This is a genomic window from Mariniflexile sp., from assembly GCF_052728615.1.
The window spans coordinates 49,003-62,214 of sequence record NZ_JBFVFE010000002.1 but is presented as its reverse complement, the minus strand read 5'-3'; the positions used below and the strand labels follow the sequence as shown (position 1 = coordinate 62,214).

The window sequence follows — 13,212 nt, the reverse complement described above, 5'->3', positions numbered from 1 at the left end:
ATTAAGGGCTCCATAGTTCAAGGGATAGAACAAAAGTTTCCTAAACTTTAGATCCAAGTTCGAATCTTGGTGGAGTCACAATTTTACAATGCTTTTTTGACAGCTTCAACGGTATTTTTAGAATTCCCGATAAATATTTCACCGTTAATCATAATTACTGGTCTGCTTAAAAAAGTATAATGTTCTAATATATAGTGTTTATAATCGCGTTCTTCCATGTTCTGGTTTTTTAAATCCATTTCCTTGTAAAGCTTCGAACGTTTACTAAAAAGAGCCTCATAACTGCCTGCCAACTCTTTCATATCTTCAAGTTGTTTTACCGTTATTTCTTCGGTCTTTATATCTTGTAAAACAACATCGGACGGTAGATTCAATTCTTTTAAAATTCTAATACAGGTGCTACATGTTTTTAAATAGTACACTTTTTTCATAATAGATGGCATTTTTTCATTGAACTGGTTTAAACTTTTTTGATTGAAGCGAAAAATGTATATTTTTTGATCAATTGAAGGCTTTTTTTAACTGCATAGCATCGCTACGGAGCAAAAAAAAAGACAAAAAGTGAGTGAAAAATATCATTTTGCAGCCAATTGAAAAAAGTTTAAATCAGTTCATTTCCTTGAAGAAGGAAATCTTTATATTTATATCCAAAATACGCAAATATAAATTTATAAAAACAACCGTATGCATTTTACATTAGACGTTTTACCAAACACCCGGAAATCATTTCATAAAATTATTGAAAACACTTCTTTGGAAGATTTAAATAAGATCCCTAAAGGTTTTAATAACAACATTATCTGGAACATTGGCCACATTGTAGTTACGCAACAATTATTGGCTTATAAATTATCTGGGTTGCCCATGATGATAAGTGATGGGTTGGTTGGAAAATACCGAAAGGACACAAAACCAGAAGCTGCTGTTTCGCAAGAAGAAGTAAATGAAATAAAGGATTTGTTGTTTACTACCATTGAAAAAACGAAGGCGGATTACAGTAATGATGTGTTTAAAGATTATAATGCCTACACGGTTTCCACAACAGGAAATACCTTAACCCATATTAATGAAGCTTTTGAATTTATACTGTTTCATGAAGGCATACATTGGGGTTATGTGATGGCGTTACTTAGGGCCGTCAAAAACTAAATACGAGCTCACTTCATCAATTGGAATTGTAAAATCTATAATGCCTGTTGAATAAGGTGCAATTTCATAGGTGTTGTAAATTAAAACAATGCCTTCTTCATTATACCCTATATTGGCCGGCAATTGAAAATTATCGGGTTCAAAAAGAACGTCATCTGCTTCAATGGCGGCTTTAAAATAAGGTTTTGCGGCTTCCTTAAAAGCGGCTTCATCTGTAAACAGGTTGTTGTTAAGGATACGCTTTCCTGTAAGGGCATTAAAATTCAAAAAAGAAATATTTGTGATACCATGGGCACCTCCGGTATTCACGTAAGAAGTAATCGCAATGCTTATTATTTCGGGCGATTGAAACATAATTTCCCCATCTATTTGGGCTTCCCAAGGCGCAGTAGTATCAGGGAAATCGGCATTAAAGGCATTGTATTCGTCGTTAAATACACGGATGCTTTCTTCTATGCTCTTTGAAGTCATGGTTTCAGGCTCTCCAATTTGCAAAGCAGCCATGACGATTTTTTTTATTTCAGAATTTATTTCGTTTGAAGCCAAACTATTGCCATTGGCTTTGACGATATTAACCTCCACCAACTTATTGTTATCGGTTGTAATGCTCGTTTCTGAAAATGTTGTTTTAGATGCTTCTTTATTACAAGAGAAAATGAAGAAAAAAGAACCTAAAAGTAAAAATAGTGTATTGCGGACCATGCGTTATTTGTTAACCTTCCTTAAAGGTATTTATTGCATTTGATAACACCGAATAAAAAAAGATATTTTTGTGTAGGATGATTTTAATCCAAATAATAAATATACCCTACGTTAAGCCATAAGAGCCAATCGTTATTTTTATTGGATGGCAACTGGTGGTTAAGTCCGTCCACCCAATCGTCAAAATAGTATTGCCATCTTAAATTCAGCATTATATCTGATAATCTAGTTAATTTATACCTTACACCAGCACTACTGACTAGAGACCATGTGCTTCCTGGAGAGGCGTTTACAGAGCCTGGGTTCCAACCCGAATAAAAATTACTTGCATTTGTAACATCTCCAATAGCTGTGGGATCTGCATTGGCATAACTGGTACTAACCTTGGGGCTATAAAGCGTGTAATGAACCCCTAAGCTTACAAAGGGCGCAAATTTGTGGCCGAAGGCTTCAAAATCATGTATCTCAAGAGGGAAAAATTCCAGTTCGGTCCCTAAATCCAAATTATTTGCTTCACCTTCCTGCCCTCTTAACCTTTTTGCGTCTTCTGAGGTTTTTGAGGCGTCAACCCATCTGCCGAAATGGTTCAGTTTGCTTTTATTAAAAGAAATTTCGTTGCGTATTTTAAAGTGCTCGTCGAAATAGGTGTTGGGATGGATATAATTATAATTTCGTTTGTATGAGAAATTCAAATAATGGACGAAGCCTATTCCATAGCCAGAATTACCAAAATTTGTGGGATCATTTTCGCTAACTCCGTAGTCTGACCTGAATTGTACCGGACCGGCAACAATGCCTACTTCATGGGAAAAGCCTCGTTGGGAGAATGCCGTTTGGCAAAACGCAAACAAACATATAAAAAAAGCTAAACGTTTAAAGTTAAGCATAATAGGATTTTGTTTTTTTGAGGCATATTAGCAACAAATATATAAAAACTGGATTAACTTACAAATAATTATAAATTTACTACATAACTGTAAAATTATTTATTGCGAATTCCAAAAAAAAATGATGATATTTTTAAAGATAACGTATCTTTGTACCCGTAAATTGTATATTTAATAATTTTGATGCCGTTTTTTGATGTTGATTTAATCGCTATGAAAATAAGCCCTATCCTATTATCTATACCTAATTCACTTAATTATTAAAAATAAATTGAAACTTATGAAAAGTTATGTTAAAGCTTTTTTAGACCTTGTTAAAGAACGAAACGGGCATGAACCCGAATTTTTACAGGCAGTAGAGGAGGTTGCAGAAACTGTAATCCCTTACATTGTTGAACACGACATTTATTTTGGCAAGAACATTCTGTTAAGAATGGTAGAACCAGAGCGTGTTATAACGTTTAGGGTTTGTTGGGTAGATGATGAAGGGGAAATACAGGTAAACAGAGGCTATAGAATTCAAATGAATTCGGCCATTGGCCCCTATAAGGGCGGATTGCGTTTTCACCCAACCGTTAATATGAGTGTTTTAAAATTTTTGGCCTTCGAGCAAGTGTTCAAAAATAGCTTGACCACTTTGCCAATGGGTGGCGGAAAAGGAGGAAGCGATTTTGACCCAAAAGGTAAAAGTGATGCGGAGATCATGCGTTTTTGCCATGTATTTATGAGCGAATTGTTTAGACATATTGGTCCGAATACCGACATTCCTGCTGGTGATATTGGAGTGGGCGCTAGAGAAATTGGGTTTCTTTTTGGAATGTACAAGAAACTTAAAAATGAATTTACAGGTGTTTTAACAGGTAAAGGATTGTCTTGGGGAGGCTCATTGATTAGGCCCGAAGCTACAGGATATGGTACGGTATATTTCGCTCAAAAAATGCTAGAAACAAGAGGGCAAGATTTTGAAGGCAAACAGGTGGTGGTATCGGGCTCTGGAAACGTTGCCCAATATGCGGTTGAAAAAACCATTCAATTAGGCGGTAAAGTATTGACCATGTCCGATTCATCGGGGTATATTTATGATGCTGAGGGTATAAATGCCGAAAAATTAGACCTCATCATGAACCTTAAAAATGTAAAAAGAGCACGCATCAGCGAGTATCTTGACACCTACCCAAACGCCAAATTTGTTAAAGACAAAACACCGTGGGAAGTAAAATGCGATATAGCCTTACCATGTGCTACACAAAACGAGCTTAATGAAAACGATGCTAAAATGCTATTGAAAAATGGTTGTACTTGCGTAAGCGAAGGGGCAAACATGCCCTCTACCATACAGGCGGTCCATACATTCCAAAAAGCAAAAATTTTATATGCTCCAGGTAAAGCCTCCAATGCCGGGGGGGTAGCAACTTCCGGTTTAGAGATGACGCAAAACTCATTGCGGTTTAATTGGACTAGAGAAGAGGTGGATTTGAAACTTAAAGACATCATGTCCAACATCCACGATTCTTGCATTAAATATGGGAAAAATGATGATGGATACATAGATTATGTAAAAGGCGCCAACATTGCAGGGTTTGTAAAAGTAGCCGATGCTATGATGGCACAAGGCATCGTTTAAAAACATAAGTAAACAAATATTTAAAGCTTTTCAATTTATTGGGAAGCTTTTTTGCTTTAAAGTATATTATTTTAAAGCAAAACTCGTTAGTTATAAATATATTTGAATTTTCAAAGAACAGGAATGTATAAAAGAGCCGTAATAATTTTAACTTGCCTATTTCCAATGCTCCCCTTGGCCCAAGATTTTTCCTCACTTTGGAAAGGGTATTTTTCATACAACAACATACAAGAAGTGGTCCAAGGCAATAATAAAATTTTTGCCGCCTCTGGAAATGCTGTTTTTAGTTATGATATTCAAACAAACCAACTTAACGAGCTTAATACGGTCAATGGTTTATCTGGTGAAGCCATTTCCTCCATTTATTATAGTGAACCCTATCAATTATTGGTTATTGGTTATGAAAACGGCCTTGTAGAAATTGCTTTTGATAATGATGATAAAATTCTAACGGTTGTTGATATTATTGACAAGCCTACCATTCCCCCTACCAATAAAAGAATCAATCATTTCAATGGGTATGGGAATTTACTGTATATATCAACAAACTATGGCATTTCGGTTTTTAATTTAGAACGGTTGGAATTTGGCGATACTTATTTTATTGGGAACGGGGGCAGTCAAATACCAATTAGCCAAACTACGGTTTTTGGAGATTATATCTATGCTGCTTGTACGGGTGGAAACGGCATCAGAAAAGCGTTGGTTACAAGCCCCAATTTAATCGATTACCAAAATTGGCAAACCATTGCTACGGGCGATTTTACCGCCATTGAATCTGTTGGAAACAGTTTGTTTGCCGTCAATACAAACCGCCAAATATTTCAGGTAGCAAACGATGTCTTAAACGCATTATTTCAATACAATACAACGCCTGTAAAGGTTAAAAGTGTTGAAAGTAATTTGATAGTTACCACTTTGGATAATGTATTTATTTACAACAGTAGTTTTGCACTAATTTACCAAGTTGCCATAAATTCAGAATTTAGCACAACCTATACTTCGGCTACGGCTGATACTGATTTTGCATATATAGGAACAACCGATTTTGGTATTTTAAAAACCTCCATTACTTCGCCAACAGTTTTTGAGGAAATTCACCCAGATGGCCCATTATTAAATACGCCGTTTTCCCTTCAGGTAGAACCCAATGGATTGTGGGTCACTTTTGGAGATTATGGTATATTTTATAACCCATACCCACTTAAAAGTAGAGGTTTTAGCCATTTAAAAAACGATAAGTGGATAAATACGCCTTATAGCGCTGTTTTTGAAGCAAAAAGCTTGAACACAATTTCCATAAATCCTGCAAAGAGCAACCAAGTGTTTATAAGCTCTTTTTTTAGTGGATTGCTTGAGGTAAATGATGAAATCCCCACCATATTATATAACGAGAAAAATAGTGGGTTGGAGTCCCTTATTCTGCCTAACGACCCTAATTATATTGATGTTAGAGTGGGTATGTCTTCTTTTGACACGAATGGACTTTTATGGATTACATCTGGATTGATTGAGAACCAATTAAAATCTTATAATCCTTCAAATAAACAATGGAAATCCTATTCTTTAAACGCCGTTATACCAAAGGCTTTTGACAATAATGGTTTTGCCGATATTGTAATTGGTAACGATCAAACAAAATGGATGGCAGCGGGTTACAGCTATGGAGTAATAGGCTTTAATGAAAATAATGGTAAACCACTAATTAAAGGCATTTATAAAGAAGAAGAAAACATGCCTTCAGCCTTTGTTACGGCATTGGCTTTAGACAAACGCAACCAGCTTTGGATAGGTACTTATAGAGGCTTGCGGGTTTTATATAACACCTCTAATTTTTTTGAAAATGAAGATGTTAGCGTGGATGAAATTATTATCTTAGAAGATGGCATTGCCAAAGAATTATTGTTTCAGCAATATATAACAGATATTAAAGTGGACGGTTCCAATAATAAGTGGATAGGAACTGCCGATTCCGGACTGTTTTATTTATCTTCAGATGGGCAAAAAACCATCTTCCATTTTACTACAGACAACTCACCTTTGCCCTCAAATAGTATACGTGAGGTAGCTATTGATGATGCCAATGGAATTATTTACATTGCCACCAGTAAAGGGCTCGTGTCTTTTCGCTCTGGCTCCTCAAATCCGTTTGATAGTCTTGCAAGTGCGTATGCATACCCAAATCCGGTAAGGCCCAACTTCAATATAGTGGACCAGAAGGTAAAAATTAAAGACATCCCAGAAAATGTTAACATTAAAATAACCGATATTGAAGGCAATTTAGTTGCCGAAGCCCAATCAAGAACCAACAAACGTTACAGCGGCTATAATTTGGAAGTTGATGGAGGTACCGCTTATTGGAACGGGAAAAACCTTGCTAACAGGGTGGTGGCATCGGGTGTTTATTTGGTCATGTTATCCGATCTGGACACCTTCGAAACCAAGGTTTTAAAAATAATGGTTATCAGATAATGCTCATCACAACCAATGCCATTGTTATTTCAAAAATAAAATATAACGACAACGACCTTATTGTTAGATGCTACACCCAGCAATTGGGCAATGTTAGTTTTTTGTTACGGGGCATTTTAAAAAACAAAAAATCATCTTCTAAAGTGGCATATTTTCAACTGTTATCGCAATTACAATTAATTATTCTTTATAAAAACAACCGATCGTTACAGATTATAAAAGAAACCAAGCTCAACCACCATTATTCCAGTTTGCATAGCAACGTTTTAAAAAGTGCCATCGTCATGTTTTTATCGGAGGTTTTATCAAGTACTTTAAAGGAAGAAGAACCTAACGAAACACTTTACAGTTATATTGAAACCACTTTGTTGTGGCTGGATGCACATACCGAATATTCCAATTTCCACCTTTTGTTTCTGCTTAACCTTACCAAATATTTAGGATTTTATCCGGATACCACACATAGTGATTACCCTTATTTTAATTTGAATGAAGGCAAGTTTGAAACCAATCTGCATGGGAACTATTCCATTTCAGGTAAAAATTTATTACTTTTAAAACAGTTGTTAGGCACAACATTTGATGCCTTATCAACAGTAAAAATCAATTCAAAACAAAGGCAATCCTTTTTAAATATGGTTTTGCTTTATTTTGAATTACATTTGGGAAGTTTTAAACCCCCAAAATCCCTGCAAATATTCAATCAAGTTTTTAATTGAACCATGAAACTTTTTTATTGCTTTTTCCTGTTTTTATTGGCTCCCTTAATACTCCACGCCCAAAACATAAAAGTGCTTAACAGCATTACCAAAGAACCCATTTTTGGAGTTGCCATTTATAATGTAGATAAATCTAAATCGGTGGTTACCAATTTTTTGGGTGAAGCTTCCTTGAGTGCATTTTCAAATACCGAAACCATTTATTTCAAGCATCTGTCGCACGTACTTAAAGAAATCACCAAAATTCAATTGGCAGGTTCCAATCGCGTGTACTTAGAATCCAATACCCAAGGTTTGGATGAAATTGTGGTATCTGCTTCAAAGTTTAAACAAAACAAAAAGGATATTCCCCAAAAAATAGTAAGCATCAGTGCAAAAAACATTCAATTTACAAACCCGCAAACCAGTGCCGATTTATTGGAAAGCTCGGGGCAAGTGTACATACAGAAAAGTCAGTTGGGAGGTGGAAGCCCCATGATTAGGGGTTTTTCCACCAATAGATTGTTGATTACCGTTGATGGCGTTAGAATGAACAATGCCATTTTTAGGGGCGGAAATTTACAAAATGTTATTTCCATCGACCCTTTTTCCATACAAAATACCGAAGTTATTTTAGGTTCCGGTTCGGTTATTTATGGAAGTGATGCTATGGGTGGTGTTATGGGTTTTTATACACAGACACCGCGTTTATCATCAACCGATTCGTTGTTTTTTAAGGCCAATGCCATCACACGATATGCGACAGCAAATGATGAAAAAACAGGGCATTTTGATTTTAACTTGGGCTATAAAAAATGGGCGTTTGTTACCAATGCGAGCTATACCGATTTTGGCGATTTACGCATGGGGAAACACGGACCTGATGACTATTTACGTCCAGAATTTGCTTTGGCAACCAGCAATGGCGATGTTATTATACAAAACAGCAACCCGCTTGTACAAAAAACTACGGGGTATCAGCAAATGAATGTCATGCAAAAAGTACGTTATGAACCTTATAAAAACCTAAGTTTCGATCTGGGATTATTCTATACCGCTACCTCCGATTATTCTAGGTACGATCGACTTATTCGCTACCGAAAAGGAATTTTGCGTTCGGCGGAATGGAATTATGGTCCACAAAAATGGTTTATGTCCAACCTGCAAATAACCAAATTGAGCAGTAACTCCAATTTATACGATAAGATTAAGGCAACCTTAGCGTATCAAAATTTTCAGGAAAGTAGGAAGGACAGGGATTTTAACGCTGCCATCAGGAATTTACGTGATGAAGCGGTAGATGCCTATTCCTTTAATTTGGATTTTGAAAAAACCTTGGGTTTAAAAACCGAACTTTTTTACGGATTGGAATATATTTACAACACCGTGATGTCGCATGGCGAAGAAGAAAATGTGCTTACCAATGCAGTGATTCCAGCGGTTTCACGATACCCAAATGGGTCTAGTTGGCAATCGGCAGCGGCGTACACAAGTATTAAATACAAGCCAAATCCCAAATTTGTATTTCAATCGGGGTTGCGCTTTAACCATATTATTTCCAAAGCCGATTTTACCGAAAACAATGTGTTTTTGAATTTGCCTTTTGAATTTTCCGAAAACGAAGCCAGTGCGCTTACAGGAACTGCGGGCATACGTTGGTCGCCAAATGCCATTTTACAATGGAAATTAAATGCATCCTCTGCATTTAGGGCCCCTAATATTGATGATATTGGTAAAGTGTTCGATTCTGCACCTGGCAATGTGGTGGTGCCCAACGAAACCCTCACGCCAGAATATGCCTATGGTGGCGAACTGGGATTGAAATTGGATTTTAACGATACCTTTGTATTGGATATGAGCACGTATTACACGTATTTGGATAATGCCTTGGTACGACGGGATTTTACCTTGAATGGTGAAACCGAAATTATGTACGATGGCGAATTAAGCAAAGTACAAGCCATACAAAATGCCTCAAAAGCATGGATTTACGGTTTTGAAGTCGGCATGAAACTAGCATTTACCAAACAGTTTAAATTAACCTCACAGTATAGTGTGGTAGGCGGCACCGAAGTAGAAGGTGCTGTTGAGGTTCCGGTAAGGCATGCGACTCCAAACTTTGGAAATACCCATTTGGTTTATACCGCCCATGATTTTAAGTTGGATCTGTTTGCCAATTACAATAACGAATTGTCCTTTAATCAACTGGCCCCTTCTGAAATTGAAAAAGACTATATCTATGCTAAAGATGCCAACGGAAAACCATACAGCCCTTCTTGGTACACGCTTAATTTTAGAGCCCAATATCAAATAAGCAATGCTATAACCCTTACGGCAGGTTTGGAGAACATCACAGACCAACGTTATAAAACCTATTCATCTGGCATTGCTGCTGCAGGAAGAAATTTTATTTTGGCTTTAAAGTATGGTTTGTAGCTCTAGAACTCATCTTGGCTTTTTCTATTTCCTAAAACCTGCCAGTAGGTTTGACCTAAAAAAACAATAAAAATAAACACATGAAACTTCCATAACGAGTTTTTGATACCCAAAGTATTATATGGAAGAACCATGTGACTCCCGATATATATCGGGATAAAAAACAATAGATATAAACACATGAAATTAATACTTGTCTTTTTTAGCATTTTCGCTTTAAAAACCTGCGATAATACACAAAAAATTAAGAGCGGACAAAACAATACGCTTGGTGGCGTTTACCATATTTATTCCATACCAGACACAACAATAACCGACCCTCAATTAACCATTGAATTTGATGCCGAAACAAAACAAGTTTCCGGTTTTTCAGGTTGTAATCGGTTTTTCGGAACCTTTTCTTTAAATGAAAATTCCTTAAAAATGGGCCCATTGGCTTCAACAAAAATGTTTTGCGACGATTCCGCTAACAAAATAGAAACATCCCTATTAGAGTCGCTTTCAAAAATGGATTCATTTAAAAACGAAAATGGCACTACAAGCTTTCTTTCAAATAAAAAAGTTTTAATTCGAGCCATTAAAGCTGAAAAACAAAATGTGAATGTGAGCTTTGAATATTCAGCACATTCCAGAGGAAAATTCAGTCACATTATAATTGACAAAAAAAGCATGTCGGTAAAAAACAAAAGAGACACAACGCCAATTATTAAAAAGTGCCCTAAATCTAGCTGGAATAGACTTTTAAAAGCATTTGAACCTGTGAATGTTGAAAATATCCCTAATTTAAAAGCACCTTCAGAAAAACGTTTTTTTGACGGTGCCGCCATTGCGAAATTAAAAATCACTTATAATGGCAAAACCTATGAAACCCCAAGTTTCGATCATGGGAATCCACCCCAGGAAATAGCAGAACTTGTTAAAGAAATCCTATCAATTTCAGAAAATATTGAATAGCAACTTATGTTATTGTATTTTTACATAAAATTATATGATTGTGACCATTGAAGACATACAAAACGACATCATAGACGAATTCTCCATGTTTGAAGATTGGGAAGAACGCTACCAATATATGATAGATTTGGGTAAAGATTTGCCCCTTATTGACGACCAATATAAAACCGACAGTAACATTATAAAAGGTTGCCAAAGTAAAGTTTGGGTACATGCCGAAATGAAAGACGATAAAATAGAATTTACAGCCGATAGTGACGCCATCATCACCAAAGGTATTATTGCTATTTTGATCCGGGTATTTTCAAATCAGCACCCAAAAGATATTATTGATGCCGACACCGATTTTATTGACAAAATTGGTTTAAAAGAACATTTATCGCCTACCAGGGCCAACGGTTTGGTAAGTATGATAAAACAACTAAAAATGTATGCCATTGCATACCAAACGCAACTTAAATAGTTTAGTTGTTTGTCGTTTAGCTGTTAAGCTCTAAACAACAAACAACTCAACAACAAACAACTTAACAACAAACAATAAGAAAATGAGCGAAGCCATAGACACCGCCGAATTAGGTGAAAAAATAGTGAACGTACTAAAAACGATTTACGACCCAGAAATTCCTGTTGACATTTACGAATTAGGTTTAATATATGACGTGTTTGTCAATGAAGATTACGATGTTAAAATATTAATGACCTTAACAACGCCCAACTGCCCGGTGGCTGAAACGTTACCATTGGAAGTTGAAGAAAAAGTTAAATCATTGAACGACGTAAAATCTGCTGAAGTAGAAATTACTTTCGACCCACCTTGGACTCAGGATTTAATGAGCGAGGAAGCGAAATTGGAATTGGGAATGCTTTAAAATAGCTTGCCGTTGCAGTGTTAAGTGGCAGTACCGAGAGCTATCAAGACCTGCCAGAGAAATTTAATGGTTTAGCTTAATTAATTAGGATAAAACTATCTTAATTAAAAAAAACTTCATATATTTGTATCAAATTAACTAGTAATATGTTTTCAAAAGCATGCGAGTACGGTATTAAAGCGGCTATTTTTATTGCCATTAACTCTTACGAAAATAAGCGTGTAAGTCCGAAAGCCATAGCTAAGGAAATTAATTCGCCCGAAGCGTTCACAGCGAAAATATTACAGGATTTAGTACGGCATAACATCGTTTATTCCATTAAGGGCGCTCACGGCGGTTTTGAACTGGATAAAAACACGATAGGCTCCATTAAATTATCGCAAATAGTTAAGGCAATTGATGGGGATAAGATTTATAACGGCTGCGGATTGGGTTTGGAAATTTGCGATGAAAACCACCCCTGCCCCGTACACGATAAATTCAAAATTGTAAGGGACGAACTGAAACACATGTTAGAAAACACCAATCTTGAAGAATTGGCACTTAATATAAAATCGGGTGCATCATTTTTAAAAGCTTAAAAAAAAAAATTGAATATAAACAGGATAAAATTATCCGAAATAAACAACATTATGGAAACAATAAATAAAGAATCCCAAAAACAAATCGGGCAATTTGTTGCCGACGATTTTAGAACTGCAGCAGTTTTTAGTAAATATGGCATTGATTTTTGCTGTAAAGGTAATAGAACCGTGGAAGAAGTTTGCAATAAAAAAGACATGGAAGTGAATACCCTTTTAGATGAACTGCACGCTGTTTTAAACTCTGAAACAGATCAATCCATTGATTATAAAACATGGCCCTTGGATTTATTGGCTGAATATATTGAGAAAAAACATCACAGATACGTAGCAGATAAAACACCTGTAATACGCCAGTTTTTAGATAAACTATGTTCTGTGCATGGTGGAAACCATCCGGAATTATTCAAAATAAACGAACTTTTTTCAGCTTCGGCAGGCGAACTTGCTTCGCACATGAAAAAAGAAGAATTGATTCTTTTTCCTTTTATAAAAAGAATGGTAAATGCAAAATTAGAAAATACCACCGTACAATCGCCACAATTTGGTACAGTGGAAAACCCAATTGCAATGATGATGCAAGAGCACGATAATGAAGGTGAACGATTTAGGGAAATAGCAGAATTAACCAATAATTACAACCCGCCTGCAGACGGATGCAATACCTACCAGGTAACTTTCGCTATGCTTAAGGAATTTGAACAGGATTTACATTTGCACATACATTTAGAAAATAATATATTATTCCCTGGAGCTGTTAAATTAGAACAACAATTTAGTTAATAGCAATTTTCAATAATAGCTTCAAATTTTAAATTCCAGAATCCTCTAAAGGCTATT

General features: G+C 35.9%; 13 protein-coding genes and 1 tRNA gene. 11 read left to right on the top strand and 3 right to left on the bottom strand.

Annotated elements, in window-relative coordinates; all coding sequences use genetic code 11:
* Positions 1-6: 6 nt before the first annotated feature.
* Positions 7-78: transfer RNA gene (locus ACU1LP_RS01490), tRNA-Arg, on the top strand.
* A gap of 5 nt (positions 79-83) precedes the next feature.
* Here ACU1LP_RS01490 and ACU1LP_RS01485 read toward each other — a convergent pair.
* Complete coding sequence (locus ACU1LP_RS01485) at positions 84-431, bottom strand: arsenate reductase family protein (RefSeq protein ID WP_445735363.1); 348 nt, start codon at positions 429-431, stop codon at positions 84-86.
* Between the two features lie 253 nt (positions 432-684).
* On the opposite strand from ACU1LP_RS01485, the gene ACU1LP_RS01480 reads away from it, so the two are divergent.
* Positions 685-1,149 carry a DinB family protein gene (locus tag ACU1LP_RS01480; protein ID WP_445735362.1) on the top strand — a complete coding sequence of 155 codons (465 nt, stop codon included), beginning with the start codon at positions 685-687 and terminating at the stop codon, positions 1,147-1,149.
* Here ACU1LP_RS01480 and ACU1LP_RS01475 read toward each other — a convergent pair.
* Together ACU1LP_RS01475 and ACU1LP_RS01470 are read right to left on the bottom strand one after the other, a co-directional pair.
* On the bottom strand, positions 1,126-1,851 hold the full coding sequence (locus ACU1LP_RS01475) for a DUF3298 and DUF4163 domain-containing protein (RefSeq protein ID WP_445735361.1): 726 nt from the start codon (positions 1,849-1,851) through the stop codon (positions 1,126-1,128). The two genes, ACU1LP_RS01480 and ACU1LP_RS01475, sit on opposite strands and share 24 nt — an antisense overlap.
* 83 nt (positions 1,852-1,934) lie before the next feature.
* Positions 1,935-2,738: a THC0290_0291 family protein gene (locus ACU1LP_RS01470; RefSeq protein WP_445735360.1), complete on the bottom strand. Its 804-nt coding sequence runs from the start codon at positions 2,736-2,738 to the stop codon at positions 1,935-1,937.
* A gap of 280 nt (positions 2,739-3,018) precedes the next feature.
* On the opposite strand from ACU1LP_RS01470, the gene gdhA reads away from it, so the two are divergent.
* The 9 genes from gdhA to ric all read left to right on the top strand — a co-directional run bounded on the left by gdhA (position 3,019) and on the right by ric (position 13,155).
* The gene (gene gdhA / locus ACU1LP_RS01465; RefSeq protein WP_445735359.1) at positions 3,019-4,362 is read left to right on the top strand and encodes an NADP-specific glutamate dehydrogenase; all 1,344 of its coding nucleotides are present in this window, start codon (positions 3,019-3,021) and stop codon (positions 4,360-4,362) included.
* 123 nt (positions 4,363-4,485) lie between these two features.
* Complete coding sequence (gene porZ / locus ACU1LP_RS01460) at positions 4,486-6,834, top strand: type IX secretion system anionic LPS delivery protein PorZ (RefSeq protein WP_445734317.1); 2,349 nt, start codon at positions 4,486-4,488, stop codon at positions 6,832-6,834.
* Entirely contained in the window at positions 6,834-7,553 is a 720-nt protein-coding gene (recO, locus tag ACU1LP_RS01455; RefSeq protein WP_445734316.1) for a DNA repair protein RecO, read from the top strand. Before porZ ends, recO begins: the two co-directional genes overlap by 1 nt.
* Before the next feature lie 3 nt (positions 7,554-7,556).
* Entirely contained in the window at positions 7,557-9,968 is a 2,412-nt protein-coding gene (locus ACU1LP_RS01450) for a TonB-dependent receptor (RefSeq protein WP_445734315.1), read from the top strand.
* A 180-nt stretch (positions 9,969-10,148) separates the two neighbouring features.
* Positions 10,149-10,922 (top strand): META domain-containing protein, encoded by a 774-nt coding sequence (locus ACU1LP_RS01445; protein ID WP_445735358.1) that lies wholly within the window; start codon positions 10,149-10,151, stop codon positions 10,920-10,922.
* Positions 10,923-10,962: 40 nt separating this feature from the next.
* A complete protein-coding gene (locus tag ACU1LP_RS01440) occupies positions 10,963-11,385 on the top strand; it encodes a SufE family protein (RefSeq protein WP_445735432.1) in 423 nt (140 codons plus the stop codon).
* Between the two features lie 82 nt (positions 11,386-11,467).
* Positions 11,468-11,791 (top strand): SUF system Fe-S cluster assembly protein, encoded by a 324-nt coding sequence (locus ACU1LP_RS01435; protein ID WP_445735357.1) that lies wholly within the window; start codon positions 11,468-11,470, stop codon positions 11,789-11,791.
* A 146-nt stretch (positions 11,792-11,937) separates the two neighbouring features.
* The gene (locus ACU1LP_RS01430; protein ID WP_445735356.1) at positions 11,938-12,372 is read left to right on the top strand and encodes an RrF2 family transcriptional regulator; all 435 of its coding nucleotides are present in this window, start codon (positions 11,938-11,940) and stop codon (positions 12,370-12,372) included.
* Between the two features lie 51 nt (positions 12,373-12,423).
* Positions 12,424-13,155, top strand: coding sequence for an iron-sulfur cluster repair di-iron protein (gene ric / locus ACU1LP_RS01425; RefSeq protein WP_445735355.1), 732 nt, complete (start codon positions 12,424-12,426; stop codon positions 13,153-13,155).
* Positions 13,156-13,212 lie beyond the last annotated feature (57 nt).

Bases quoted from the DNA above. Each gene is read 5' to 3' on its own strand.
- ACU1LP_RS01485 (WP_445735363.1), bottom strand. From the start codon at position 431: ATGAAAAAAGTGTACTATTTAAAAACATGTAGCACCTGTATTAGAATT.
- ACU1LP_RS01480 (WP_445735362.1), top strand. From the start codon at position 685: ATGCATTTTACATTAGACGTTTTACCAAACACCCGGAAATCATTTCAT.
- ACU1LP_RS01475 (WP_445735361.1), bottom strand. From the start codon at position 1,851: ATGGTCCGCAATACACTATTTTTACTTTTAGGTTCTTTTTTCTTCATT.
- ACU1LP_RS01470 (WP_445735360.1), bottom strand. From the start codon at position 2,738: ATGCTTAACTTTAAACGTTTAGCTTTTTTTATATGTTTGTTTGCGTTT.
- gdhA (WP_445735359.1), top strand. From the start codon at position 3,019: ATGAAAAGTTATGTTAAAGCTTTTTTAGACCTTGTTAAAGAACGAAAC.
- porZ (WP_445734317.1), top strand. From the start codon at position 4,486: ATGTATAAAAGAGCCGTAATAATTTTAACTTGCCTATTTCCAATGCTC.
- recO (WP_445734316.1), top strand. From the start codon at position 6,834: ATGCTCATCACAACCAATGCCATTGTTATTTCAAAAATAAAATATAAC.
- ACU1LP_RS01450 (WP_445734315.1), top strand. From the start codon at position 7,557: ATGAAACTTTTTTATTGCTTTTTCCTGTTTTTATTGGCTCCCTTAATA.
- ACU1LP_RS01445 (WP_445735358.1), top strand. From the start codon at position 10,149: ATGAAATTAATACTTGTCTTTTTTAGCATTTTCGCTTTAAAAACCTGC.
- ACU1LP_RS01435 (WP_445735357.1), top strand. From the start codon at position 11,468: ATGAGCGAAGCCATAGACACCGCCGAATTAGGTGAAAAAATAGTGAAC.
- ACU1LP_RS01430 (WP_445735356.1), top strand. From the start codon at position 11,938: ATGTTTTCAAAAGCATGCGAGTACGGTATTAAAGCGGCTATTTTTATT.
- ric (WP_445735355.1), top strand. From the start codon at position 12,424: ATGGAAACAATAAATAAAGAATCCCAAAAACAAATCGGGCAATTTGTT.